The organism is Cobetia sp. MC34 (assembly GCF_018340035.1).
GTDB lineage: Bacteria > Pseudomonadota > Gammaproteobacteria > Pseudomonadales > Halomonadaceae > Cobetia > Cobetia amphilecti.
In genome coordinates this window covers 39536-64708 of record NZ_JADPPY010000009.1, presented here as the reverse complement: position 1 = coordinate 64708, position 25173 = coordinate 39536, and the positions used below count along the sequence as shown (strand labels likewise).

The window sequence follows — 25173 nt, the reverse complement described above, 5'->3', positions numbered from 1 at the left end:
GCAGCGGGATGCTCGCTGATGCTTGAGCGTCACTCGCCTTTCACCGAGTCAGCGTGTCAGGTCATCGCGACTGGTCATCTCGAAAGGCCATCGCGACAGGTCATCGCATCAAGCCATCACGAGGACAGGCCGGCATCCTTCATGGCGGTATCAATCAGCTCTGGCGCGATGTCCTGGCTCTTGAGCCACTCGAGGTAGGCCGGCTGGCCCTTGCTGCGAAATGCCTCTAGATCAGCTTCACTGGGACGGATCACTTGCATGCCCTGCTCTTCCAGCGAGGCGATACGTGACTCGACCTGGCTCTGGTTGTCCTGGCGTGCCTGGGCATTGGCTTCCTGAACCGCCTCGAGAAGTGCCGTGCGCTCCTCGTCCGACAGACTCTCGAGCAGCTGACCATTGGCGACTAGGAACTGATCGGAATACTGGATGTTGGCCAGTGTCAGGTACTTCTGCACTTCCTGCAGACTGCCCAGCAGGATGTACATCGGCGGGTTCATCTGACCATCCGCCACCCCCGTGCGCAGCGCCATGTAGACCTCCGTCCACGGAATCGGCGTCCCCGAGGCGCCGAAGGCCTCGTAGAGCGCTACCTGGCTTGGGTCCATCGCGCGAAAACGCAGGCCTTCGAAATCATCAGGGCTGGTGATCGGGCGCTTGTCGTTGGTGAAGGCCAGAAAGCCCCCTTCCTCCACGACGGCCAGAATCTCGGCGCCATTGGTGCGCTCGCTGAACAGTTGCTGCACCTGCTGCCAGTACTGCCCCTCATCGAAGAAACGGCGCGCCTCATCAAAGCCGTCGAACATGAACGGCGTCGCGCTGACATAGACTTCCGGCACGATGGGGGCCATGCCCGCGAAGGAGGCGATATTCAGGTTCGGGGCGCTGATCACCTGCTCCATGCGCTCCTGCTCCTCGCCCAGCATGCTGTTGGGATAGAGCTTGAGCTCCAGCTCGCCGTCGGTCTTCTCTTCCACCAGGGTCTTCAGATTGCTGGCAAAGACATGCACCGCATTCTTGTCGGCATCCGGTGCACCGTTGTAGCTGAGATTGATGGTCTGGGCCTGAACGCTGGCCGCCAGCAAGCTGAGCGCCAGAGTGGAACCGGTGAGCGTCTTGCGCAGCAGAGATGTCTTGGACAAGGACATGTGGATTCCCTTTTGTTGTTGTAAATATTCGTTGTATGCGGCGGGAGTGACGCCGCCTCTGTCAGTGTGGCCCTGCGGCCAGTCAAGGTGAGGGACTTGGCCTTCACACCTCGAAAGTAGCGTTGCCGCTGTAGACTAATCAATCGCCTGAGTGTTGTTTTTTCGTCCACACCCACCGGGCCGGACCGGCACAACTCTACCTTGACGTTCCCACAGACGCCAATGGCCCCGAAAACCGGAGCTTTCGGGGCCATTTCAACGACACGGCGAGGCTGTACTGAATGAAGCAGTTCTGAACGAAGCAGTGCTGAATGAAGCAGTGCTGAACGCGGCGCTACATCGTCAGTGGGTATGCTCTTCCTTGAGATCACTGCGCCAGCCCATGCCGGACTCTTCCATCAGGCGCTCATGCACGCCCTCGATATTGAGGCCGACCCACTCCTCATACTGAGCCAGATCACTGTACTCGGAGAGATCGACCTCCTGCTGAATCTGCTCCAGTGACTTGCCGGCGAGAATGCCGTCCGTCACCTGGGAATACAGCGATTCAAGATACGCCAGATAGCGTTCGACATCCGCGTGGTCACCCACCTCGGCATGCCCGCCAACGAAGGTATCGAAGTCGTATTCCAGCACTTCACGCGTCGAGTTGATCATGCCCTGGATATCGTAACTCCAGAGTTTCTGCCACGGCATACGCCCGATGACGATCCAGTCCACCACGAACATCGTGGCATGATCCTGGAAGTACATGCTGATCGAACCGCGCCCATCATTCGGGCCGTGATAACGCAGCTGGACTTCCTTGCCGCCCAGCCGCAAGGTCATTTCATCATCGAAGACCAGATCCGGCTGTACGGTCTGCGCCTTGGTCTTGGCGATATCCTGAGCTGCCAGCCGGTGCGCGATGAAGGTGGTCTCCGGGGGTATCGAAGACCTCGCCGCCATAGATGTGATCACTGTGGTTGTGGCTATACACCACATAGCGAACCGGAGTGTCGAAGCGTTCCTTGATCTCGTTGTTCAACCAGCTCGCCGCAGCGTGATTCATCGGGTCCGTCACCAGCGCGCCCTGATCAGTGATCATGAACACGGAGCGGTGGCGATCATCGATGAAGCGATAGAGCCCCTCTCCGAGGGGTTCTATCTGATAGGCCTGGGCCTGCAGACTGAAAGGAAGCGCTGCCAGCGCCAGTGCTTTCTTGAGGGAGCTCAGCATCGGAGGAAGTCCTCGCATCAGGAATGGTTGTCATGAGTTGTCACCCTGCCCTGCCCAAATACGAGGATGCGCAAGCACTGGATGCAGCGGACATCACATGCCAAGCAGACGTGGTGCATCCGCGGTAAAGAATCGCAGGCCCTGCTGAAGATGGGTGACGCAGGCCTCGACGGCGACGGTCATCTCGCGCCCACGCCGCGTACACATCTGCGCACGGGTCGTCGCCAGCGCGGGGTGCTGCATCGGCAGCAGGCAGATATCACCGCGCCACAGCTCCTCCACCACGCTCAACTCCGGCATGAAGGTCACGCCGATCCCCGAACGCACGAAATTCTTGAGCACCGACACGGAATTGGTGCGCAACTGCGCGCGCAGCGAGACCCGCTCCTGCTGCGCCGCCTGATTGACCATCTGACGCATGCCGGTACATTCATCGATCAGTGCCAGCGGCCACTGCGCCACATGCGAAAGCGTCAACGGCTCTGCGATCTCGAGTAGCGGATGCTCCGTCGGCACAATCAGATCAAGCGGCTGGCAGGTCTCCACATGACAGCAGAGAATCGGATCGACGGGCGGGGCGTAGAGCAGCGCGATATCCACCTCGAAGTCGCGCAGCAGCTCGGTCGCCTCATTCACCCCCGCCATGCGCACTACCACCTCGATACCCGGATGACGCGCCATGAAGCTCTGCAGAGGCAACGAGATCAGATCGGCGATGAAGCCCTCGCCCACCGCGATTCGCACCTCACCGCTACGCAGCCCCTGCAGGGCACTCAGCTGCGAGAGTGCAGCGGCCTCTGCCGCCTGCTGACGATGGAAATGATCCAGCAGCAACACCCCTGCCTGGGTGGCGCGCATGCCCGTCTCGCTGCGCTCGCACAGCGCGACACCCACCTCTTCTTCCAGCTGCTTGATCTGGCGGCTCACCGCGGAAGGGTCGAGATTCAAATGCCGCGCCGCTCGGCGCAGTGAGCCCCGGCGGATGATTTCATTCAGCGCTGTCAGCGCCTTGGGATTGAGCATGGAATACGGTACCCGCCAGCAGCAGTGGAGGAAGAGGCAAGACTCGGATCACTCAGGATATCCTTGCAGATCAAACGACTCCAGAGGCCCATATCAGGTAGCGATCGACAACGAAAAAGGAGCCGCATGAGCGGCTCCTTCTGGTTCGACGTGATCAGCAGTTACCTTTCTTGGCCTGCCCTGGCGGGCAGAAGTCACCGCCTCCACGCTTGTGGTCATGGTGTCCATCACCGATCTCGATGATTGGCTCGGCATCGATCCGCGCCGGTGTATAACTGCACCCTGCCACGAAAAGGGCACTCAGCATCACCAGGCTGACAACTCGCACGCTAGACTTCATCATCATTCCTTTTCATGAAAATACGCATTTCTCGATGCTCCATATCGTACCGGAATGTACGCCATCGAGAACGCAATTTCTCAACGAGTGGTAATGTGAGCCTCAAGCTTGCGGCATCAATCACGACAGGATCTGGCCATGTTCGATTTCAAGGAAGTGGAAGCCTTCGTGTGGATCACGCGCCTGGGGTCGTTCCGACTGGCCGCCCAGCACCTGCATCTGACCCAGCCCTCGATTTCCGAACGCATCAACAAGCTGGAAACCACGCTGGAGACCCGCCTGCTGGAGCGCACTCGCCGACCGGTACAGCCGACGCTCAAGGGGCGCGAATTCTATCGCCACGCCGAGGCACTGCTGGAAGCGCGCCAGAAAGCGCTATCCATGATGGAGTTGAATACGCCCTTCCAGGGCGTGCTGCGACTGGGCGTCGTCGAGACCGTCGCGCATAGCTGGCTGCCCGGTTTTCTGGCCGAACTGGCGCGCCGCTATCCGGACCTCACGCTGGAACTCGAGGTCGACAGCTCCCCGGGACTTGCCGCCATGCTTACCGCCGGCGATATCGACCTCGCCTTTCTGATGGGGCCGGTGACGGCAGAGAGCGTGCTCAATCGTTTTCTCTGCAACTACACCATGGGCTTCGTGATCAGTCCCGCGCTGGGCTTCACAGAAGACAACTTCTCGTTGCGGCGCCTGAATCACCTGCCGCTGATCTCGTTTGCCCGCAACAGCCGGCCTCACCATGAACTTGGCTCCATGCTCCATCAGATGGGGCTGGATGACGTGAAGCTGCATTGCTCAAGTTCCTTGTGGACCATCGTGCGCATGACGCTGGATGGCCTGGGCGTCGGCGCCATCCCGCCTCGCATCGTCGCCGAGGAAATCCGCCAGGGCACCCTGCTCAGTCTGCCTTGCGACCTCCCCGAACTGACCTTCACCGCCTCCTGGCCGACCCATATGGAAAGCGCCCTCGCCGAAGGCGTGTGTGAACTTGCCATCGAGATCGCCCGCCAGGATCAGGAGGCGCATTCACGAATCGCCTGATCTTCTCGGGCTTTCATATCCTGCATAGCGTCCCTTTCGACCAGAATGTCTCTGCTGAATCGCGCCACAAGAAAGGAATTTCCGATGTGTTGACTCGATAAAAATCGATTGGATTTATCCGAATGCGCTTCTTATGGTGAAGACAGACAACAACAACTTCACAAGAAGCCCCTACGATGCCCAGACACTTCTCAGTGCCGCGTCGTCCCCCCGCGAGGCACGCGAGCAGATCCGCAGCGGTCATTGGGCCAGCCACACCAGCGGTATCGCTGCCGGCTACGCCCAGACCAACCTGATCATCCTGCCAGCCGAGGCTGCCGGCGAATTTCTGCAATTCTGCCAGGCCAATCCCAAGGCCTGCCCGTTGCTGGATGTCACGGCCGTCGGTTCTCCCGCCCCGACAGGGCTAGGTGAGAACATCGACCTGCGCCATGATCTGCCGGCCTATCACATCTACCGTCACGGCAAGCTTGAGGAAACGCGCGAGGATATCGCCGCCCTGTGGCAGAGCGATTTCGTGGCGTTTTCCATCGGCTGCTCGTTCTCGTTCGAAGAGGCGCTGCTCAACGAGGGTGTCGAGGTTCGCCATGCGCGCCTGAAGCGCAACGTGCCGATGTATCGCACCAATATCCCGCTGATCAGTGCCGGTCGCTTCCATGGCAACCTGGTGGTGTCCCTGCGCCCGATGTCGGCGGCACACGCCATTCGCGCGATCCAGATCACCACCGACATGCCTCGAGTTCACGGTGCGCCCGTCCATCTGGGCGACCCCGCCTTGATCGGTATTTCCGATATCGAAAGCCCCGACTTCGGCGATGCGCCTACGCTTGAGACAGGTGACCTGCCGGTGTTCTGGGCCTGTGGCGTCACACCGCAACTGGCGCTGGGAAATGCCCGACTGCCGCTTGCGATCGCGCATAGCCCGGGCCACATGCTGATTACCGACATCCCCAATCATCGCCTCAAATACGGATGACCGCTTGTGGGAGCCACGGACCTGCTCCGCAACAGACAAGACCGTCAGATTCTTTCGATAACACCAGATGCACAACAACAATGGTGACTCTCATGAAGACACGTTTTGGCCCTCTCCGCCCTTGGTCTCGCACTCGCCGCCGGTAGCGCCAATGCTGCCGACACCCTCAACGTGGTAGGCAGCTGGAGCAGCCTGGAGCTCAACCGTCAGTTCGAGAAGCCCTTCTGGAGCGAAACCCTCCCGGGCGCCAGCAATGGCGATCTCAGCACCCAGGTGACCACCTTCGATCAGATGGGTATCCCCGGCTCTGACGTCTATCGCTATCTGGGCGATGGAGTCTTCGATGTCGGCATGACCGTGGCCGACTACACCGTGTCCGATGCGCCGGAACTGGAAGGGCTGGATCTGCCGATGATGGCCCCCACTGCCGAGGAAGCACAGCAGGTCGCCGAGGCCTTCCGCCCTCTGGCGGAGTCCACCATGAACAAGCGCTTCAACAGCCACGTGCTGGCCATCGTGCCGTATCCGGCTCAGGTGCTGTTCTGCAATACGCCGATCGAAGGGCTCGATGACCTGCAGGACAAGAAGGTACGTGCCAGCGGCCGCTCCACCGGAGGGTTCATCGAGGCGTTGGGGGCACAGAGCCTCAACATCGCCTTCAACGAGGTGCCCGGCTCCCTGGAGCGTGGCGTCATCGACTGCGCCGTCACCGGTTCACTCTCTGGCTACAGCGCCGGCTGGCATGAAGTGTCCAGCCACCTGATGCCGCTGCCACTGGGGGGTTGGGATTACGTGATCACCGCCATCAATCAGGACAAGTGGCAGGGCCTGGGCGCCGAGACCCAGACCCTGATCCAGCAGCAGGTGGATAGCGAGTTCACCGCACCGGTGTGGGAAAACGCGCGTGGCGAGACCGCCCGTGGCGTGGCCTGCCTGACCGGCGAAGGCGATTGCCCGCTGGGCAAGAGTGCCGACATGACGCTGGTCGACTTCAGCGATGACGATGCCAAGCGTGCTCGTGCGGCGCTCGAAGACACCGTCCTGCCTGCCTGGGCGGCGCGTGTCGACGCCGAGACGCGCAAGACCTGGAACGAGAGTGTCGGCAAGGTCGTCGGCCTGACCGCCACCGCGGAGTGATCCACCGGCCCCTGCACGCGTAAATTCGCTCGTGGGCAGGGGCTGATAGCCCCGCCCTGCCCGGATACGGCAGACATGCTCCCCAGAGACACGGCGCTGAACGCCCCGGACCTCGCCTCATTGGCACGGATCATCCTCGTTCAGCCCCCAGCAGGACCCGACTCATGAACTCCTTCCTTCACGCACTCGATGTCCTCGTGTCGCTGACACGCGCGATATCACGCCACGCCGCACGCCTGATGGGGCTGTTGCTGCTGGCCGTCGTGGTCTTCATCGGCGCCGAGATCCTGATGCGCCAACTGTTCAATCATCCGCTGCCCGGCGTGCACGAATATGCTGGGTATGTGCTGGCGATGCTCTCGGCGTGGGGCCTTTCCCACACCCTGATGGAGCGCGCCCACATCCGCATCGATGTCGTGCACGGCAAGCTGCCGGCCTTCTCGCGCCATACCCTGGATATCCTCGCGCTGCTGGCACTGAACCTGGTGGCCTGGGTGATTCTGATCAATGCCTGGCCGGTGCTCGGCAAGTCGTTGAGCAACGGCTCCACTGCCAATACCCCGCTGGCCACACCGCTGTGGATTCCGCAGCTGCTGTGGCTGTCCGGCTATGCCTGGTTCGCGATCACCACCAGCGTGCTGGGACTGCGCGTTCTCGTTGCCGCCTGTCTGCGTGACACCACCACGCTCGAGACGCTGGCCGGCCCCGATCACGGAGAAAGCGAAGGGGCTCTAGCCCAGGCTGCCTCCACGACCAAGGAGACTCGCTGATGTTGGGCTTTCTTTCGGTGGGTATCCTCACCCTGCTGCTGGCCGGCATTCCCGTTGCGGTCACCCTCTTCCTGCTCGCCTTCGGGATCGACCAGTTCTACTCCTTCTTCCCGCTGACCAAGGCGCTGGGCCAGAACCTGTGGTCTGCCGCGGACTCCTTCCTGCTGATCGCGATTCCGCTGTTCGTGCTGATGGGCGAGATCATCGTGCGCGCCGGCATCGCCAAGGACGGCAGCCTGGCCCCCGACAGCGTGCTGCTGTGCGGCACCGTACCGGCGATCGGTGGCATCCGCCCCAGCCCGAGCTTTACCATGCGTCTGATCGACCCGCAGACCGGTCGTCGCATCGAGCACCGTTATGAGGTGGAAGAACTTGAGGTGGTGGCATGAGTGATGAGAGCAAGCGTCTTGAACAGGCACGTGAATTCTGGGCACGCCCGCCCCGCCAGCGCACGCTGACGCAGTTGCTGGAGACCTATCAGACAGGTAGTTTCGGCCCCGAGCAGACTGCCACGGTGCTTGCCGAGCGCCATCAGGCCCTAGGTGAGAGTGCAAGCCACAGTATCATCAGCCGCGATGATGCGGCCATGAGCATGCTGGCCACCGCTCAGCAGCAACTCAAGGCGACTGCGACGTCGTTGCCGCTGGGAGGGGTTCCGGTCTCGATCAAGGACCTCTTCGACGAGACCGGCATGACGACGCTGGCAGGCTCGCGGGCACTGGCCGAAAATCAACCAGCCGATCAGGACGCTGTGGCACTGAGCCGCCTGAAAGCCGCCGGCATCCTGCATGCCGGTCGCACCAGCATGAGCGAATTCGCGTTTTCTGGTCTGGGCCTCAACCCCCACGTCGGCACGCCGCCCAACCCCTTCGATGCCGAGCGCATCACCGGCGGCTCGACTTCCGGCGGTGCCGCCTCCGTCGCCTTCGGGCTGGCCGCGGCGACCCTGGGTAGCGATACCGGCGGCTCGCTGCGGATTCCGGCGGCCTTCTGTGGCCTCACAGGCTTCAAGCCGTCACAGGCCAGCGTGCCGGGAGATGGCGCCTTCCCGCTGTCACCGAGCCTGGACTGCATCGGCCCCATCGCGCCCAACGTCGCCTGCTGTCGCACGCTGTGGGAAGTCCTGAGCGGTGAGGTCGCTGACGCGACGCCGCTCACTCGCCCGCTGACGCTGCTGGTGCCGGAGAGCGAGCTGGTCAGTGAAGTGGACGCCGATGTGGCCGCCGACTTCGCCGCCCTGCTGGAACAGCTCGAGGGGATGGGGGTTCGCCTCCAGCGTGCGCCGGTCGAGGCCATCGAGGCCGCTTACACCATCAATCAGCGCGGCGGGCTGGTCATTCCGGAAGCGGCCGCCGTGCACCACGAACTGCTGGCTGCCCATGAAGCCCAGTATGATCCGCTGATCGCCGAACGCCTGAACGGCGGGCGCGACATCACGGCCAGCGAATATTTGGCGCGCCTGTGGCCGCGTACCGCCATCCAGCAACGCTTCGCTCAGCAGGTACAGGATGTCGATGCGGTGCTGATGCCGACCGTTGCCATGCGTGCCCCGCGTCGTGACCTGCTGGAGCAGGATGGCGCGCTCTTCGCCCAGCTCAACAAGCGCGCGCTGCGCAACACCAGCGTCTTCAACTACCTGGATGCCAGCTCGATCTCGATTCCGGCGCCAGCACCACAGAACGAAGAACCGCTGGGCCTGATGTTGTCACGCCCTCAGGGCCAGGATGTGGCGCTGCTGCGCGTCGCCGAGACATTGGAGGCGCTGCTAGCGCGATAGTGACGTGCTGGATCATTGCAACAGCGCGCAGAGGATGAACGGCTGTTGGCAATACGCAGAAGGGCCTCCCTGCGGGAGGCCCTTCTTGTCTCTTCTGCTGGATATGCCAGCGAATCGTACTGTATTGGATCAGTGGTCGAGAATGATCGAGGTAATCACGCCGGTCGCGACCGCTGTCAGAACGTAGCGGCCATCCACCTTCAACCAGCGGTGCCCTTCCGGCGGCCGGGACAGGTGATGGGCCTTCCAGTCGCTGACCCAGTAGCGCTTGTCATTGTAGTAAGCGCGCGAGACGTGGTCACCGCGTTTCCAGTTCTTGGGGCCACTGGAATGGCGTGCAGCTTGGGACTGACCATGCCCTTGTTTGGCGTGTTGCTTCTGTCCTTGCTGATTGCCTTGCGGCTGCTTTCGCTGTTGCTGGTGTTGCTGATCGTGTCCACGATTACCACGATCGTCAGGTGCCGCCTGAACCACGGAAGCGCTCATCAGCGCAATGACCATGCCGAGGGCTGTCAGAGTACGGTGTCGCATGTTCGTTCTCCTTGTCATGCCGGGACACGGGGGGGTGTCAAGAATTACAAAACACTGTTCCATAATTCTGTGGGCTGCAAGGGAAAACTGCAAGCCCCACGCGTCCTCTTCACTTTTTCTGACGATATGCCCGCGCATGTCGCAAGAAAGGCTGCCGATGTTGGCAGAAAGCGACATCTTCGGCCTCGCGCGTAGGCATCGGGCCAGAGTCACAGCGTCACGGCCCCAGAAGAATCTCTTCGATGACGCCACTTTGGATATCCGTCAACACATAACCGCTCTTGAGCTGGATCCAGCGCTGCCCTTCGCCAGGTTCGGGCAGTCGGGATTGCTGCCAGTCCTTCACCCGCAGACTCTCATCGGAGGCCATTGCATCAGGCAGCTGGTCGCCCCGTCTGAGCAGAGGCCCACGCTCCGCCGAGCTGGCGTCGGACCTTTCTGCCTGTGGCCCCTTGTGCTTCTCCTGAGCCCCCTGCTGCTTCTCAGTCTCCAGAGCTTCCTGTCCGCCCTGCTGCTGGCTCTTCTCCTGAGCCTCCTGCTGCTCCTGAGCTTCCTGAGCCTGTTGCTGTTTCTGGATCTGCTTGAGGTCACGCATCTGCTCGGCCTGGACACGCTGAGCCTTGGCCTGCCCTTCCAGTGCTTCATGCTTCTTCTTGAGATGATCGTCGCTGTCCTTGCCGTCTTCCGCGGCCTGTACCCCTGAAGCGCCCAACACAGCCAACGCCAGAGTCAGCCCTCGCAAAGCCCCTTTATTCATGTCTTGCCTCCTCATCAGGCTGGATGCCTCTGGCGTGCCGAGTCTGGTTCAGACAACGATGATTGCCACCAAGCAGCGAGACGGGTTGATCGCCATTCACGCTACCAGCATAACGTGTCAGTAACGCAATTTGCGGTCGGATACGCCTCACGTTTAGAGACTTTCGCTTCAATGACAAGCACTTGACGCCAGATACCGCTCATCTGGCCAAGATGGTAGAAGATCGGAGAACACTCGGTAGCAGACTGCCTGCCGCTCATGACAGAACCCTGGCCGCCCTTGATCACACAAAAAAGTGCGACCGGGTAACCGGCCGCACTCCCACATCACCGCCTCAACAGTGGCTTCGATCAGAAGCCTTCGAGGACGATCTTGCCCCTGGCCTTGCCGCTTTCCAGCAAGGCATGCGCGCGCTTGAGGTTCTCGGCGTTGATGGTGCCGAAGGTTTCCGTCGCGGTGGAGGTGATTCTGCCAGTGTCCAGCAGACCCGCCACCTTGGTGAGGATCTCGCCCTGACGCGTGATATCGGCGGTGGTGAACAATGAGCGAGTGAACATCAGCTCCCAATGGATGGACACGGCCTTGGGCTTGAACGGCACCACATCGAGGGTCTCCGGGTCATCGATCATGCCGAAACGGCCCTGCGGCGCGATCAATTCGGCGACCTGCGGCGCGTAGTGCTCGGAGAAGTTGGTCGAGAATACGAAGGCCGGTGCACCGATGCCCAATGCCTCGATCTGTGCCGGCAGCGGCTGGCTGTGGTCGATGACGTGATGCGCGCCCAGTGACTTCACCCACTCACGGGTCTGCGGGCGTGACGCCGTGGCGATGATGGTCAGGTCGGTCAGCTCACGCAGCAGCTGGATGGTGATGGAGCCCACGCCACCGGCCCCGCCGATGATCAGGATGGCACGTGCAGCACCCGGCACCGGCTCGGTGACACGCAGACGATCGAACAGCATCTCGAAGCCGGTCAGCGTGGTCAGCGGCAGTGCAGCCGCTTCATGGGCCGCCACGGATCTGGGCGCATGGCCGACGATGCGCTCATCCACCAGGTGGAATTCGCTGTTGGTGCCGGCGCGGGTAAGATCTCCGGCATACCAAACCTTGTCGCCCGGGGCGAAGGCAGTGACCTTGTCACCGATGGCGACGACTTCGCCCACGGCGTCCCAGCCGATGACGGCAGCTTCGCCGGCGGCCGGCTCGCGGCTCTCACGAATCTTGTAATCTATCGGATTCACCGAGACCGCAGCAATCTTGACCAGCAGGTCGTGACCGGTGGCGACCGGTGTCTCGAGTTCGATATCGACCAGGGCGTCGTCACGATCAACGGAACCGGCAGCGTAGTAACCAATGGCTTTCATCAGAGTCTCTCCTGAGGATCATGTCAGTCACGGCAGCGCTGAATGGCCTTGCCGTGATGCGATGACAGCATGTTAACTCTCTTGACTTGGCGTAAAAACAGCCCTAGCCCGCAAGATTAATTCGGATAAACCGGATAATGCATGACGAATTTGCGTGTTGCGTGCAAGGAGGCGCCGGCGGGTGATCAGCTTCAGACGCGAGCTGCCCCGACTGGTCATCGTCGCCAGGCACAAATACGACAACGCAGGACGCTCGTGAGACACGTCCTGCGCAGATCAAAGGCTAGCGAGGTACCCAGGGCGCTAGGGCAATGAGTTGCCCAAGGACCAAAGCCCAAGGACCAAAGCCCAAGGGAGCAAGGGAGCAAGGGAGCATGGGTCAGTTGGCGGGTGTCAGCTTGAGCAGGTAGTAATGCCTGTCACTGCCATCCACGCCCTGATTGAGTGCCGGATGGGTGTTCAGCTGGTTGGTGGTGAGGTAGAGACTGCCATCCGGCGCTAAGGCGAAGCCATCCGGCCAGCGCAGACGCTCGTCATCCTGAGCGATCACCGACATGCCCTCCGGCGATAAGAAGGTCAGTGCATTGTGCTCTGCGTCACCGGCGATGATGCCGCCGCGGCGGCCATCGAAGATGAAGCCATCATTGGGGCGCTTGGGGGCGTAAGGGGTGATGGCGCGAGCCAGTTCCGCCGCCGTGGCAGTGTCATCGGCCAGCTCAGCCGCCGGCAGGCGATAGATCTCGCTGCCGTTCACGCCACCGAAATAGACGACGTCATCCGCCGGCTCGAAGGCGATGGCGTTCAAGCCCAGGTACCAGGGCTTCGGCTCACCATTCTTGTCGCCCTTGGCCGCCATCAGATGGCCATTGATGACCATGTCGTGTTCCACCGGCATCAGCCTTTCATCGCTCTGCAGCACACGACGCGTCTTGCCGCTGGCGATATCCACCACCACGAAAGCCGGTTTCATGCTGGAGGCCGGCGCGGTAAAGGTCATGTCAGCGATATAGATCTTGCCGCGCTGCTCATCGATGACGAAATCCTGCAGGAAGGAGATCGGCAGCACGCTGTCACCGGCAAGCGAAATCACCTTCTTGAGCGAATCACTGCGGGTATCCCAGCCCACCAGCTTGGGCGCACTGTCCTGACTGCCCATGTCGAGCATCCACACCACGCCCTGACTGTCGGAGTGCACGCCGATGATCGAGGCGATGCCGACCTCGCCCTTTTCCGGGCCATCGGCCCAGTCCAGGTTCGGGAACGGCACACGCTTGCCGTCCTGGGTGATCTCGACCACGCGCAGCGCCGGTGCATCGAGTGGCTGCTGAGACATGATCAAGCGGCCATCCGGCGTGAAGGTGATGTTGCCGGGGCGGGTGTCCGAATATTCGGCGACGGTGGTCAGCGTGCCGTCGCGCAGGGAGGCGGCTTTCGCATTCTGAGGGTTAACAGCCGAGCTGTCAGCGGCCGCCTGCGCGGCGCCGGCGACAGTGGCAACGCCCAGCGAGGCGATGAGAATGGCAGTCTTGAGGCGAGAAAATGGCATGGGGGCTCCTTGCCCGCCGGTTGGCGCTGTGCGCAAGCCCGGCAGGGTCGATGATGATGAGATGAAGAGACTGGGCGGTGACGTGGCCATCGCCCGGGGTTAGTCGAGATTCAGGTGAGAAGACTCAGGTGCAATAAATCAGGTGCGATAAATCAGATGCGATAAATCAGGTGCGACGCATCAGGCGCGGCGACGCAGGTCGTCTTCCAGTTCGCTCAAGCGAGGATTGCCGATGTAGAGCTGAGAGAGGTCCTTGAGGGCCGCGGCGCCGATGCGCAGGCGAGCCTCCTTGCGCACCACCAGCGTGGCGTCATCCTGGGTGCCCAGAAGCCCCTTGGGCTCCTTGAGGGCGCGAATCCGGTAGCGGTGATGCAGGAACTGCGGATGCCACAGCGGCACCACGACCCAACGTCCCTGCGCCACCGCCGCTTCGTAACGATCGAAGCAGTCCGCCTCGCTGCCGGTGCGGAAGACATACCCGGCGGCGTCCAGACCATATTGCTTGATCATCTCGGCCGAGAAGCGACTGATGCCGGCCCCCGGATTGATGCCCTGGATGATCAGCTCCATCTAGCTGAGCGCCGGTTCGAGCAGCAGGTCCGTGACGCTTGCCACCGCACTTTGTGGCACGTAATCCGGCACTCCCCAGATGCAATACGGCTCATAGATGACGGCGATCTTGTCGACGTCCTCCAGCATGGGGGCCAGGTAGGCCTCATGACTCGACGGCAACCAGGCGGAGGCCAGAATGTCGACCTCCCCTCGCCCCAGCATCGCGAAGGCCTCTTCGTGGGGAGCAGAGGCGAAGGTCACCTCATGACCGTGGCTCTCCAGAACACGCGCCACTTCCCGAGCACTGGCCTCATGGAAGGACAACGCGATATGGCCGATACGGATGGGGTCTGTCATGACTGCCTCGAGTGGGTTGTTGAAGGATAAAGAAAGCGAGCAGGCCTACATGGACGCAGTGGTAAGCCAGGGCCCATATCCAGGGCCCAGGCCCGCCCTCAGTCGAAGGCGGTCATTTCATGCAGGGTAAATTCGCTGACCGCGCCTTCGGTCGCTGCCACATACTCTTCCAGGTGCGGGGCCTGCATGTGCTGCTGCCAGAGTTCCCGCGAGGCCCAATTCTCATGAAAGGTGAAATGCGCCGGGTTATCGTTGTTCTGGTGCAGGGTGTAGCCATGGCAGCCTTCCTCGGCACGGGTGATCGGCACCAGTGCCAGAAGCGCTGCCTTGACCTGCTCGATCTGGTCCGGCTTGGCATGGATATTGGCGATGATGGTCAGCTGGGTCATGAAAGGCACTCCGTGGCGTGATCGGGAAGCTTGAGTTGCGCAAGCGATATGGTCATCCTAGCCACAAGCCTTATCCGTATAAACATCCACCTTACGCAAAGATAATTCGGAAAAACCGTACAATGCTGCTGGATAATATCGCCCTGTTCCTGACCATCATCGAGAAAGGCAGCCTGACCGCCGCAGGACGCGAGACGGGGCTGTCGCCCACCACCGTGTCCGAGCGCCTCGCCGCGCTGGAAGCCCATTACGGGGTCGTGCTGCTCAATCGCACCACGCGCGCCATCAGCCTGACCGAAGAAGGCCGGACACTGATGGAGGAAGCCCGCGGCCTGCTCGACAGCGTCTCGGAACTGGAGACCCGCATCCGCCTGGGCGCCCAGACCCTCACCGGCCGCATTCGCGTCAGTGCGCCGAGCGACCTGGGCCGCAATGCCCTGTCACGCGCCATCACCGAATTCCAGCATCTGCACCCCACCATCGAGATAGAACTGCTGCTGTCGGACAGCTACGTGGATATCGTCGGCCAGGGAATCGATCTTGCCCTGCGCTTCGGCACCATCATGGACAGCACGCTGCGCGTGCGGCATCTGGGCCAGAAACGCCGCCTGCTATGCGCCTCCCCCGCCTATCTGGCGCAGCATCCAGCACCGCTGACGCCAGTGGACCTCAAGCACCACAACTGCCTGGTGATGCGCTTCGGCAAGAGCCTCGACAACGAGTGGCGCTTCGGCAGTCACAAGGTGCCGCAGATCGTCACCGTCAGTGGCAACCGGATCGCCAATGACGGCGAACTGGTGCGTCAGTGGTGCCTGGAAGGGTTGGGCATCGCCCTGAAATCGGAAGTCGACGTGAAGGAGGATCTGCGTGCGGGTCGCCTGATCGAGCTGCTGCCGGAACATGCCGCGCCGCCCTCGCCGCTGCAGCTGCTGTTTCCGCCGGCGCGCGCCCAACCTCGTCGCGTGCAGGCATTTGCCCAGCACCTGGTCGAGACCTTCAGCGAATCACTATCGCATCCGCAATAGCCTGAAACGCAAAAGCCCCCGGCAACCAAAGGCTGCGGGGGGCTTTCATCATCCGGGACACTCAGCTGCCATCAGGCAGCGATGTCATGCCTCAGTGGCGCTCGTTCTTGAGCACGTCGGCGTAGTTCTTCTTCTGGTAACGAGACTGGGTATCGCTCGCCTTGTTGCTGGCACTGGACTTGGCTGACTTGGCCGCTTGGCTGGCGTGTGATGTCTTGGCCGATGCCTTGCTGCTTGCCGTGGCCTTGTGGGACTGGGCGGCAGACTTGGTGCTGTTCTTTGACTCGCTGTACTGGGACTTGGCGCTGTTCTTTGACTGAGTGTACTGGGACTTGGCGCTGTTCTTGGACTGGGAGTACTGAGTCTTGGCGCTGTCCTTGTGAGCCTCAAGCGTCGGATTGCCGGCCAGTGCCACGGAGGAACCGGCCATGCTGGCCACCATCAGTGCTGCGATCGTCAACTTGCGCATCGTGTCTACCTCGTCATCTTGCATGAATACCGGGTCCTGGAGGGCGTCCCTCGAGGTTTGTCATGAGCAGACACTAACGTGTTGATATTCAAGCTCGCAATTGTCGATCCCTGACATGACGATTTCTTTCACCCTATCCGAAAGTTGTAGCCATCCCGAGACGAGCGTGTCTCATCTGACACCTGTCCCACCCTCATCCGCCGCATGGTTTCACCCTGCGCCGCACTCTCCCAAAGCGGCAAAAATTCATCAGTGAATGATTGTCTTCATTTCATGGGCTCTAACGCCGGCTGGTGCGTCGATCAGGCTTGACCCAGCGCCAGAAAAACATTGTTATTTACTTGAGAAGAAAATTAAGTCACTGACAGGAAATAACCGAGCCACAGCCACGTCAGTGAATGAAATTCTTCACATCACAACAACAATGCCTCTCTGCCGACATCGGAGCCCAGAATGCCTCACGCGACCTGCACCTCAGACGATCACTTCATTCTCACCATTAGCTGCCCGGCGACGTCCGGCATCGTGGCAGCCATCACCACCTTCCTGACCACCCATGAGTGCTACATCAGTGAGCTGGCGCAATACGATGATGAGGACAAGGGGCAGTTCTTCTTCCGCGCCCGCTTCCGCTTCAATGAAGGCGTCGAAGGCGATATCGCCCAGATGCGTCAGGCCTTCGAGGACGTGGCGGCTCCCTTCGAGATGCAATGGCAGATCCACGGTGGCCAGGACAAGATGCCGGTGCTGATCATGGTCTCCAAGTTCGATCACTGCCTGGACGACCTGCTCTATCACTACCGCAAGGGTGAGCTGGACATGCGGATCACCGCGGTGGTCTCCAATCACCTCGACCTGCGCCCGATGGTCGAGCGCGAAGGCATCCGCTTCGTCTACCTGCCGATCACCAAGGACACCAAGGCGCGCCAGGAAGCGGCTCTGATGGACATCGTCGACGAGACCGGCACTCAGCTGGTGGTGCTGGCGCGCTACATGCAGATTCTCTCCGATGAGCTGTGCCAGAAGCTGGCCGGGCGTGCCATCAACATCCACCACTCCTTCCTGCCGGGCTTCAAGGGCGCCAAGCCCTATCACCAGGCCCACGCCCGCGGGGTCAAGCTGATCGGGGCCACCGCTCACTATGTCACCGCGGATCTCGACGAAGGGCCGATCATCGATCAGGCCGTACAGCGGGTCGAACACAACTTCGCCCCGGAAGATCTGGTCGCAGCGGGCCGCAATACCGAGACTCAGGCACTGACCAATGCCGTGCGCTATCACATCGAACACCGCGTCTTCCTCGCCAATGATCGCACCGTGATCTTCAAGTAAGTCTTCAAGTAAGGCGTCAAATAAGTCTTCAAGACAGACCACGCGTGAATCATCGGCCGTCATCCAAGGGAGGAAGCGCAGTCATGAATACCCAAGCGACACCCACCGCGAGCGCGGACGAGACACTCGCCCAGCCCACCGCCGCCGTGATCGATGGCAAGGCCGCCTCGGCGCGACTGCTCAAGGAAGTCACGGCAGAGGTCGCAAGCCTCGCGCAACAGGGCGTGATACCGGGGCTTGCCGTCGTACTGGTCGGCGAAGACCCGGCAAGTCAGGTGTATGTGCGCAACAAGCTCAAGCGCACCGTCGAGTGTGGCATGCAGTCCTTCGAGCACGTGCTGCCCAGCGAGACCCGCGAAGCCGAGCTGCTGGCCCTCGTCGCCAGACTCAACGCAGACCCCGAGGTGCATGGCATCCTCGTCCAGCTGCCGCTGCCGACGCATATCCAGGAAGACGCGGTGCTGGAGGCCATCGACCCCGCCAAGGACGTCGACGGCTTCCATCGCATGAACGTCGGGGCGCTGGTGCAGGGCGCCGATGCCCTGGCGCCCTGCACGCCCACCGGCTGCATGCGCCTGTTGCGCGACACCTTTGCCGAGCGCGGCGGTGACCTTTCCGGGCTGCACGCGGTGATCATCGGCCGCTCCAACATCGTCGGCAAGCCGATGGCCAGTCTGCTGCTGGCCGCCAACTGCAGCGTCACCCAGCTGCACTCGCGCAGCCAGAATCCCGCCGAACTCTGTCGCCAGGCCGATATCGTGGTGGCCGCGGTCGGGCGCCCGAACATGATCAGCGCCGACTGGATCAAGCCCGGCGCCGTGGTCATCGATGTGGGCATCAACCGCATCGCGCAGTCCGCCGAGCAAAGCCCCACCGGCAAGGCACGCACCCGCCTGGTCGGGGACGTGGACTTCGCTGCGGTCAGCAAGATCGCCGGCGCCATCACGCCTGTCCCGGGGGGCGTCGGCCCGATGACCATCGCCTGCCTGCTCGCCAACACCCTGACTGCCGCGCGTCGCCAGTCGGCCTGAACCACTAGAGGTACGTTTGCGCGTACCGGGAGTCACCGATGCCCTTTTCCCTGCTCAAGTACGGCCTGTCCTCCGAGTATCCGGCCGAAGTCGACCTCCCCCCGCCCACGGAGCTGAAGTCCCGCTACGACGTGGTCATTATCGGCGGCGGCGGGCACGGCCTGGCCACCGCCTACTATCTGGCCAAGTATCACGGCATCACCAAGATCGCCGTGCTGGAAAAGGCCTACCTGGGCAGTGGCAACACCGCGCGCAACACCGCGGTGATTCGCTCCAACTACCTGACGCCGGAAGGCGTGCGCTTCTACAGCGAATCGGTGCGCATGTTCCAGGGACTGTCCAACGAGTTCGACTACAACATCATGTACTCGGAACGCGGCCAGCTGACCCTCGCGCACACCGATTCCACCGTGCGTGCCTTCCGCCAGCGCGCCGAGGTCAACACCCACTTCGGCGGGCGCACCGAGATGCTGGATCGCCAGCAGATCCGCGAGCTGGTACCGACCCTGAATCTGGACCCCGGCCACCTGCCGGTCATGGCGGGCCTGTGGCACATCGATGGCGCCACCGCGCGGCATGATGCGGTCGCCTGGGGATACGCCAAGGAAGCCGCCAAGCGCGGCGTCGAGATCCACCAGCTTACCGAGGTGCAGGACCTCGTGGTCGAAGGCGGCAAGATCCGCGCCGTGAAGACCAATCGCGGCACCGTGCAGTGCGGCTGCGTGGTGCAGGCGGTGGCCGGGCACAGCTCGGTACTCGCCAGCAAGGCCGGCTTCACCATGCCCATCATCAGCTACCCGCTGCAGGCGATGGTCACCCAGCCGTTCAAGCCGTTCCTCGATCCGCTCGTCAGCTCCTCGGCCCTGCACTGCTACGTGCAGCAGACCAGCCGTGGCGAGGTGGTGTTCGGCGGTGGCTCCGACCCCTACCCGCTCTACAACACCCGCTCGACGCTGGACCTCAAGGAAAGCCTGATCGTCGCGGCGCTGGAGATGTTCCCCTTCCTGTCCCAGGCCCGCCTGATGCGCCAATGGGCGGGCACGACCGACATGACGCCAGACTACAGCCCGATCATGGGCGAGAGCCCCGTCGAGAATTACTACCTGGATGCCGGCTGGGGCACCTGGGGCTTCAAGGCGACGCCGATCTGCGGCAAGACCATGGCAGAGCTGGTCGCCTCCGGCGGCAAGACTCCGGATTTGATTGCCCCCTTCGCGCTGGAACGCTTCGCGCGCTTCCGTCAGGTCAACGAGATGGGCGCGACTGCCGCCAGCCACTGATGCCTCGCGATGGATCGACCGACAAGGCTCGATGACTGTCCGGGAATGCGCACCCCACGGTGGATGTACAAGAACAACGGTCAAGGATTTCCGCGATGAAGATCATGCCCTGCCCACTCAATGGGCCCCGAAATATCAGCGAATTCGTGTATGGCGGCGAGCTTGCCGACATGCCAGACCCCGATACCTGCAGTGATCGCGAGTGGGCCGACTACGTCTTCTTCAGCGACAACACCGCCGGTGTCGTCACCGAATGGTGGATGCACGCGGCCTCCAGCTACTGGTTCCTCGCCGAGCGTCACACCGTGACCGACGAGATCCTGCGCACCTTCGACCCCTCCGAGCGCTTCACCCAGCGCGTGGAGTTCCCACTGCACACCACGGATAGCTCGGGAGAACGCGCATGAACGCCAGAGTCCCCATGACCCGAGGCGCACGTCTGCCGGCCCCGATGGGCCGACTGATCGACCGTGACACGCCCGTGACCTTCAGCTTCGACGGCAAGAGCTATCAGGGCGTTGCCGGCGACACCATCGCCAGTGCCCTGGCCGCCAATGGCCGCTGGCTGCTGTCGCGCTCCTTCAAGTATCACCGCCCGCGTGGCGCCCTGACCTTCGCCGGCCAGGATGCCAACACCCTGGTGCAGTTGCCGGATGAGCCCAACGTGCTGGGCGATGAGCGCCAGATCAGCCCGGGGCTTGAAGTCACCGCCCAGAACGTCTCTGGCAGCCTGGACAACGACCGCGACATGCGGCTGGGCAAGTTCTCGAAATTCATGCCGGTGGGCTTCTATTACCGCGCCTTCTACAAGCCCAAGGGCGTCTGGAAGTACTGGGAGCCGCTGATTCGTCGCAAGGCCGGGCTCGGCACGCTGAATCTGGACGTACGCGGCGACTATCACGACAAGGCCTATCTGTTCCAAGACGTGGTGGTGGTAGGCGCCGGCCCGGCCGGCATGACGGCCGCACTTGAGGCTGCCGAGGGCGGCGCGAGCGTGCTGCTGGTCGAACAGGGCCGCCTGCTCGGCGGTGCCTTGACCTACGCACGCTTCGATGCCGAAGGACATGAGGCCAGCCAGACACTTGAGCGTCTCGCCGCGGCCGTCACGGCGCATCCGCGCATCGACGTGATGACCGAGGCGACCTGCAATGCCTGGTTCACGGACAACTACCTGCCTGTGATCCGCGGCAAGCGCCTCTACAAGGTGCGGGCCAAGGAGTGCATTCTCGCCAGCGGTGCCTTCGACCAGCCGGTGGTATTTCGCAACAACGACCTGCCGGGCATCATGCTCGCCAGTGCCGCCCAGCGCCTGATGCAGCACTATGGCGTGTTGCCGGGCAAGCAAGGGGTGGTGATCACCGGCAGCGATGATGGCTATCTGGCGGCGCTGGACCTGATGGAGCACGGCGTCAACATCGTCGCCCTGCTCGACATGCGCGCCCAGCCCGATGATGAAAGTCTGGCCGATGCCGTCCGTCACTGTGGCATCGCCTTGAAGCTCGAGCACGCCATCTTTGAAGCGCAGGCGGAGAAGTCGCTGCATCACGTCACGGGCGTCGAGGTACGCAGGATCGTCGCGCGCGGCGAACTGGCTGACGAAGGGGATGTGATCCCCTGTGATCTGGTCTGCATGACGGCGGGCTACATGCCGGTCTATCAGCTAGCTTGCCAGGCGGGTGCCAAGCTCTCCTATCTGGATGACGATGCACGCTTCAGCCTCAGCGGCCTGCCGGCACACCTGCACATGGCAGGCTCCGCCAATGGCCTCTATCACCTCAAGGACGTGATGGCCGATGGCCAGCGTGCCGCCAGGTCTGCGATGGCCGGGCTTGCCGCCGCAGGCAAGGTCGTGGATGTCACGCTTGAGGCGAATGAGCCGGCGGCCATCACGCCGTCACGCCCCTTCCGTCAGCATGGCTGGCCGCTGTTCGCGCACCCCAAGGGCAAGGAGTTCGTCGATCTGGATGAAGACCTGCAGATTCGCGACATCCTCAATGCCACCCGCCACGGCTATCGCGACATCCAGCTGGTCAAGCGCTTCTCGACGCTGGGCATGGGCCCGTCCCAGGGCCGTCATTCGGCACTGCCGGCCGCGCGTCTGGTCGCCGAAGCCACCCAGCGCACCGTCAGCGAGACCGGCGTGACCACCGCGCGCCCGCCCTTCGTGGCCGAACCGCTGCCGTTGCTGGCCGGTCGGAGTTTCGACCCCTACCGCCAGACACCGATGCATCAGCGCCACCTGGATCTGGGCGCCACCATGATGCCGGCCGGCCACTGGGCGCGCCCGGCCTTCTATGGCCGCCCGGAGGAGCGCAATGACGCCATGCAGAACGAGGCACTGGCCGTGCGCAATGGCGTGGGCCTGATCGATGTCTCGACCCTGGGGGGCATCGAGCTGCGCGGGCCGGACGCTGCCGAACTGCTCAACCGTCTCTATACCTTCGCCTTCCTCAAGCAGCCGGTGGGGCGCACGCGTTACGCCACCATGGCCAACGAGCAAGGCGTGATCATCGATGACGGCGTGTCGTGTCGCCTCGGCGAGGAACATTTCTATGTCACCGCCACCACCAGCGGCGTGGACCGGGTCTACCAGCAGATGCTGAAGTGGAATGCCCAGTGGCGGCTGGATGTCGATATCACCAACGTCACCACGGCTTGGTGCGCCGTCAATCTGGCCGGCCCCCGAGCCCGCGAGGTGCTGAGCAAGGTGTGCCGCGATATCGACCTGAGCCCCCAGGCCTTCCCCTATCTTGAGCTGCGCACCGGCCACATCGAGACCGAGCTGCTGGGCACCACCGGCAGCATACCGGCACGCCTGCTGCGGGTCGGCTTCGTCGGTGAGCTGGGCTACGAGATCCATGTGCCGAGCCGTTTCGGCGAAGCGCTGTGGGACCTGCTGATGCTGGCAGGCGAGCAGGCCGATATCCGCCCCTTCGGTGTCGAGGCCCAGCGTCTGCTGCGTCTGGAGAAAGGCCATATCATCATCGGCCAGGACACCGATGGCATGAGCCATCCCGGTGAGATCGGCCTTGAGTGGGCGGTCAGCCACAAGAAGCCCTTCTGCGTCGGACGGCGGGCGATCGAGATTCTTGCCGCCCAGCCCCAGACCCGCAAGCTGGTCGGCTTCATGCTGCCCAAGGACAGCCCGCAACCGCTGGAAGGTCAGCTGGTGCTCAGCGGAGGTGACCAGAGCGCAGACGCCGCCAAGCCCGGCGGCGACATCACCGGCAACGTGACCTCGTGCGAGTACAGCGCGACGCTGGGTGCCATCATCGGCCTAGCCTACGCCAGACTCGACAGCAGTACGCCCGGCAGCAAGATCACCATCCGCACGCAGGGCGACGTACTGGTCCAGGCCGACGTCGTCGCATTGCCCTTCTTCGATCCCGAGTCTGCCCGCCAGGAGCTGTGAGATGACGACAACCATGACGAACACGCTGGGCGGCGCCCTCCCGCTTGCACGCTGTCCACTGCCCGAGAGCCTGGTCAGCCCGATGACGACCGCGACGGCAGATGTCTCGACGGCGGCCCTCAGTCACTGTGCGCTCGCCGACATGACCGCATTGGGTCGCGCAGGAGTGCGCGGCCGCGACGCCGCCGACTGGCTGGCCGCGCTGGGTTTCACGGTGCCGGGCACGCCCAATGCGGCAACGCTTCAGTCAGATGGCAGCTGGCTGGTCAGGCTGTCAGTGGGTGAGTTTCTGCACCTGGCGCCGGCCATCAGCCCACAGGCGGGCGTGGCCGAGCTGCCGCTCATCGCACAGGCGGATGAAGCGCTGGCCCAGGGCATGCGCGTGCATTCCCTGCCACGGCGTGATTCCCACGCCTGGTTCAGCCTGAGCGGCAGCACCCTGCCCGCCCTGATGGCCAAGCTGTGTGGGGTGGATCTGCGCAGCGAAGCCTTCCCGCCGGGAAGCGTCGCCCAGACCTCGGTGGCACGCACCAATGCCATCATCGTCAATGCAGGGAGCCTTGCGTGTCCCTGCTTCCACCTGCTGTTCGACATCGCCTCCAGCCACTATCTATGGGGCGTCATGCTCGATGCCATGCGCGAATACTCCGGCGAGAAAGTGACAGTCGCTGCCCTGCTGGCCCATCATCACGGCTAGCGATTGCGGCGCGACACCGGTATCCGCCCGCGGATGCCTCTCGCTTTACCACCCGCTCCCCGTCGCTGCCTGACCCACAGGCCGCGACGGGGACGCTGCGTTTCGCCAACCGCCTGTCGTACGTTGCCAAAGGAACCAGGTATGTCCGATTCCCAAGTGTCGCTTTCCAGCGGGCAAGATGTCGCGAGCGCCCCGACAGCACTTTCCTCGCTCGCCGCATCACGCGAGAACGATTACACCGTGCCGGCGCTGTTGCGCGGGCTGAGAATCCTCGAGATGTTCAGCAGCAGTCGCAAGGTGCTGACCACCAACGACTTCGCCGAGGAGCTGGGCACCAGCAACTCGGCCATCTACCGCATCGTCATCACTCTCACCGACATGGGCTATCTCAAGAAGATCGCCCGCAATACCTATGAACTGGGGCCACAGGTCATCTCGCTGGGCTTCAGCTATCTGGCCAGTCGTGACCTGGTCGAGGTGGTGGCGCCCCATCTGGACACCCTGCGCGACCAGACCACCATGTCGTGTCACTTGAGCGTTCGCGAGGGCACGGATGCCATCTATCTCTACCGCGCCTTCGCCGCACAGCGCATGTCGGTCAACATCCCCATCGGTTCCCGTCTGCCGTGTCATGTCAGCGCCATGGGGCGCATTCTGCTCACGGTACTGGGCGAGGATGAACTGCAGCAGCTCTACCGCCAGATTCGGCTGGATGACTACCCACCGCCGGCACCCCAGAATCTGCCTGCCCTGAAGGATGCCATCGAGGAGGCCCGCCGCCAGGGATGGGTGGAGAGCCGCTCCGACTACGCCACCGCCATCGCCACGGGGCTCTATGACCACACCGGTCATCTGGTGGGTGCCATCAATATCTCGGGCCCTGATGCGATGATGGCCGATGAGCGCCGACGCCTGTTGTTGCGCGGCGCGCTGATGGACTGCGCCCGCCATATCAATCATGAGCTAGGTGGCCTGCACCGCCGCTGACGCCGTGTCCGTCTGA

General features: G+C 62.6%; 24 protein-coding genes and 1 pseudogene. 14 read left to right on the top strand and 11 right to left on the bottom strand.

Translation table 11 applies throughout. The features are described from left to right. Positions 1–116: 116 nt before the first annotated feature. From dctP to IZU87_RS07000, 4 genes are all read right to left on the bottom strand, one after another. Positions 117–1145: a TRAP transporter substrate-binding protein DctP gene (gene dctP / locus IZU87_RS07015; RefSeq protein ID WP_054555987.1), complete on the bottom strand. Its 1029-nt coding sequence runs from the start codon at positions 1143–1145 to the stop codon at positions 117–119. Between the two features lie 342 nt (positions 1146–1487). Further along, on the bottom strand, positions 1488–2093 hold the full coding sequence (locus tag IZU87_RS07010) for an MBL fold metallo-hydrolase (RefSeq protein ID WP_213114111.1): 606 nt from the start codon (positions 2091–2093) through the stop codon (positions 1488–1490). Beyond that, entirely contained in the window at positions 1978–2364 is a 387-nt protein-coding gene (locus IZU87_RS07005) for an MBL fold metallo-hydrolase (protein ID WP_213114110.1), read from the bottom strand. The genes IZU87_RS07010 and IZU87_RS07005 overlap by 116 nt, the downstream gene beginning before the upstream one ends. A 93-nt stretch (positions 2365–2457) precedes the next feature. Next, a complete protein-coding gene (locus tag IZU87_RS07000; protein WP_213114109.1) occupies positions 2458–3387 on the bottom strand; it encodes a LysR family transcriptional regulator in 930 nt (309 codons plus the stop codon). Positions 3388–3865: 478 nt separating this feature from the next. On the opposite strand from IZU87_RS07000, the gene IZU87_RS06995 reads away from it, so the two are divergent. The 6 genes from IZU87_RS06995 to IZU87_RS06970 all read left to right on the top strand — a co-directional run bounded on the left by IZU87_RS06995 (position 3866) and on the right by IZU87_RS06970 (position 9428). Beyond that, positions 3866–4768 carry a LysR family transcriptional regulator gene (locus IZU87_RS06995; protein ID WP_213114108.1) on the top strand — a complete coding sequence of 301 codons (903 nt, stop codon included), beginning with the start codon at positions 3866–3868 and terminating at the stop codon, positions 4766–4768. Between the two features lie 133 nt (positions 4769–4901). After that, on the top strand, positions 4902–5744 hold the full coding sequence (locus tag IZU87_RS06990; protein WP_213114107.1) for a putative hydro-lyase: 843 nt from the start codon (positions 4902–4904) through the stop codon (positions 5742–5744). Between the two features lie 105 nt (positions 5745–5849). Continuing rightward, positions 5850–6881 (top strand): TRAP transporter substrate-binding protein, encoded by a 1032-nt coding sequence (locus tag IZU87_RS06985; protein ID WP_213114106.1) that lies wholly within the window; start codon positions 5850–5852, stop codon positions 6879–6881. 164 nt (positions 6882–7045) lie between these two features. Beyond that, entirely contained in the window at positions 7046–7651 is a 606-nt protein-coding gene (locus IZU87_RS06980; RefSeq protein WP_213114105.1) for a TRAP transporter small permease subunit, read from the top strand. Then, positions 7651–8040, top strand: a complete 390-nt coding sequence (locus tag IZU87_RS17650) for a DUF2848 family protein (RefSeq protein ID WP_249330477.1) — start codon at positions 7651–7653, stop codon at positions 8038–8040. Before IZU87_RS06980 ends, IZU87_RS17650 begins: the two co-directional genes overlap by 1 nt. Then, positions 8037–9428, top strand: a complete 1392-nt coding sequence (locus IZU87_RS06970) for an amidase family protein (RefSeq protein WP_213114104.1) — start codon at positions 8037–8039, stop codon at positions 9426–9428. Before IZU87_RS17650 ends, IZU87_RS06970 begins: the two co-directional genes overlap by 4 nt. A gap of 129 nt (positions 9429–9557) precedes the next feature. On the opposite strand, the gene IZU87_RS06965 is transcribed toward IZU87_RS06970, so the two are convergent. From IZU87_RS06965 to IZU87_RS06935, 6 genes and pseudogenes are all read right to left on the bottom strand, one after another. Further along, positions 9558–10136: an RcnB family protein gene (locus IZU87_RS06965; protein WP_213114103.1), complete on the bottom strand. Its 579-nt coding sequence runs from the start codon at positions 10134–10136 to the stop codon at positions 9558–9560. A gap of 40 nt (positions 10137–10176) precedes the next feature. Continuing rightward, on the bottom strand, positions 10177–10716 hold the full coding sequence (locus IZU87_RS06960; RefSeq protein ID WP_213114102.1) for an RcnB family protein: 540 nt from the start codon (positions 10714–10716) through the stop codon (positions 10177–10179). Between the two features lie 350 nt (positions 10717–11066). Then, positions 11067–12080 carry a zinc-binding alcohol dehydrogenase family protein gene (locus IZU87_RS06955; RefSeq protein ID WP_213114101.1) on the bottom strand — a complete coding sequence of 338 codons (1014 nt, stop codon included), beginning with the start codon at positions 12078–12080 and terminating at the stop codon, positions 11067–11069. A 379-nt stretch (positions 12081–12459) separates the two neighbouring features. Further along, positions 12460–13626: an L-dopachrome tautomerase-related protein gene (locus IZU87_RS06950; protein WP_213114100.1), complete on the bottom strand. Its 1167-nt coding sequence runs from the start codon at positions 13624–13626 to the stop codon at positions 12460–12462. Between the two features lie 180 nt (positions 13627–13806). Next, positions 13807–14535: pseudogene (locus IZU87_RS17645) on the bottom strand (glycine betaine ABC transporter substrate-binding protein). Positions 14536–14633: 98 nt separating this feature from the next. Then, complete coding sequence (locus tag IZU87_RS06935; protein WP_213114097.1) at positions 14634–14924, bottom strand: putative quinol monooxygenase; 291 nt, start codon at positions 14922–14924, stop codon at positions 14634–14636. A gap of 122 nt (positions 14925–15046) precedes the next feature. Here IZU87_RS06935 and IZU87_RS06930 point away from each other — a divergent pair, with 122 nt between their 5' ends. After that, positions 15047–15949: a LysR family transcriptional regulator gene (locus tag IZU87_RS06930; protein ID WP_043332149.1), complete on the top strand. Its 903-nt coding sequence runs from the start codon at positions 15047–15049 to the stop codon at positions 15947–15949. 91 nt (positions 15950–16040) lie between these two features. On the opposite strand, the gene IZU87_RS06925 is transcribed toward IZU87_RS06930, so the two are convergent. Beyond that, on the bottom strand, positions 16041–16418 hold the full coding sequence (locus IZU87_RS06925) for a hypothetical protein (protein ID WP_213114096.1): 378 nt from the start codon (positions 16416–16418) through the stop codon (positions 16041–16043). A gap of 453 nt (positions 16419–16871) precedes the next feature. Between IZU87_RS06925 and purU the strand changes: the two genes are divergently transcribed. The 7 genes from purU (at position 16872) to IZU87_RS06890 (ending at position 25157) form a co-directional block, all read left to right on the top strand. Continuing rightward, a complete protein-coding gene (gene purU, locus IZU87_RS06920) occupies positions 16872–17750 on the top strand; it encodes a formyltetrahydrofolate deformylase (protein WP_054555969.1) in 879 nt (292 codons plus the stop codon). 83 nt (positions 17751–17833) lie between these two features. Further along, positions 17834–18781, top strand: a complete 948-nt coding sequence (gene folD, locus IZU87_RS06915; RefSeq protein WP_213114095.1) for a bifunctional methylenetetrahydrofolate dehydrogenase/methenyltetrahydrofolate cyclohydrolase FolD — start codon at positions 17834–17836, stop codon at positions 18779–18781. 38 nt (positions 18782–18819) lie between these two features. Next, the gene (locus tag IZU87_RS06910; protein WP_213114094.1) at positions 18820–20061 is read left to right on the top strand and encodes an FAD-dependent oxidoreductase; all 1242 of its coding nucleotides are present in this window, start codon (positions 18820–18822) and stop codon (positions 20059–20061) included. 95 nt (positions 20062–20156) lie between these two features. Further along, positions 20157–20468 (top strand): sarcosine oxidase subunit delta, encoded by a 312-nt coding sequence (locus IZU87_RS06905; protein ID WP_054555966.1) that lies wholly within the window; start codon positions 20157–20159, stop codon positions 20466–20468. After that, the gene (locus tag IZU87_RS06900; protein ID WP_249330476.1) at positions 20465–23473 is read left to right on the top strand and encodes a 2Fe-2S iron-sulfur cluster-binding protein; all 3009 of its coding nucleotides are present in this window, start codon (positions 20465–20467) and stop codon (positions 23471–23473) included. The genes IZU87_RS06905 and IZU87_RS06900 overlap by 4 nt, the downstream gene beginning before the upstream one ends. Position 23474: 1 nt before the next feature. Next, positions 23475–24170, top strand: a complete 696-nt coding sequence (locus tag IZU87_RS06895; RefSeq protein ID WP_213114093.1) for an aminomethyltransferase family protein — start codon at positions 23475–23477, stop codon at positions 24168–24170. Positions 24171–24311: 141 nt separating this feature from the next. Beyond that, positions 24312–25157 carry an IclR family transcriptional regulator gene (locus IZU87_RS06890; protein WP_213114092.1) on the top strand — a complete coding sequence of 282 codons (846 nt, stop codon included), beginning with the start codon at positions 24312–24314 and terminating at the stop codon, positions 25155–25157. The last annotated feature ends 16 nt before the right edge of the window (positions 25158–25173 follow it).